This window comes from Halalkalibacter lacteus (assembly GCF_036663595.1).
In the GTDB taxonomy this organism is placed as follows: domain Bacteria; phylum Bacillota; class Bacilli; order Bacillales; family Bacillaceae_D; genus Halalkalibacter; species Halalkalibacter lacteus.
Window position 1 is genome coordinate 1 of record NZ_JAWRVL010000313.1, and the last position, 257, is coordinate 257.

Annotated in this window: 1 protein-coding gene; it reads right to left on the bottom strand. The window is 66.1% G+C overall.

Translation table 11 applies throughout. The annotated features are described in order from the left end of the window. Positions 1-121, bottom strand: a 121-nt coding sequence (locus SAZ04_RS23675) for a hypothetical protein (RefSeq protein ID WP_332699912.1), incomplete at its 3' end; no start/stop codon positions are given. Positions 122-257 lie beyond the last annotated feature (136 nt).

The window sequence follows — 257 nt, forward strand, 5'->3', positions numbered from 1 at the left end:
AGTACAGGGCCGCCTGCGGGTCGGAACCGCGGATCGACTTATGCAGCGCCGAAATGAGGTTGTAGTGGCCTTCGCGAGCCTTGTCGTAAACGGCGACGCGGCGCTGCAGGAATTGGCACAATTACACCGGACCCAGCGGTTCCGGGAGCTTCGCGGAATAGAGCGTCTCGGCCTTGTTCAGCAGGAAACGGCCGTCGCCGTCGGCGCTGGCGATCAGCGCGTCGCGTGCGTCGGGCGCCAGCGGCAGCGGTCCTTCG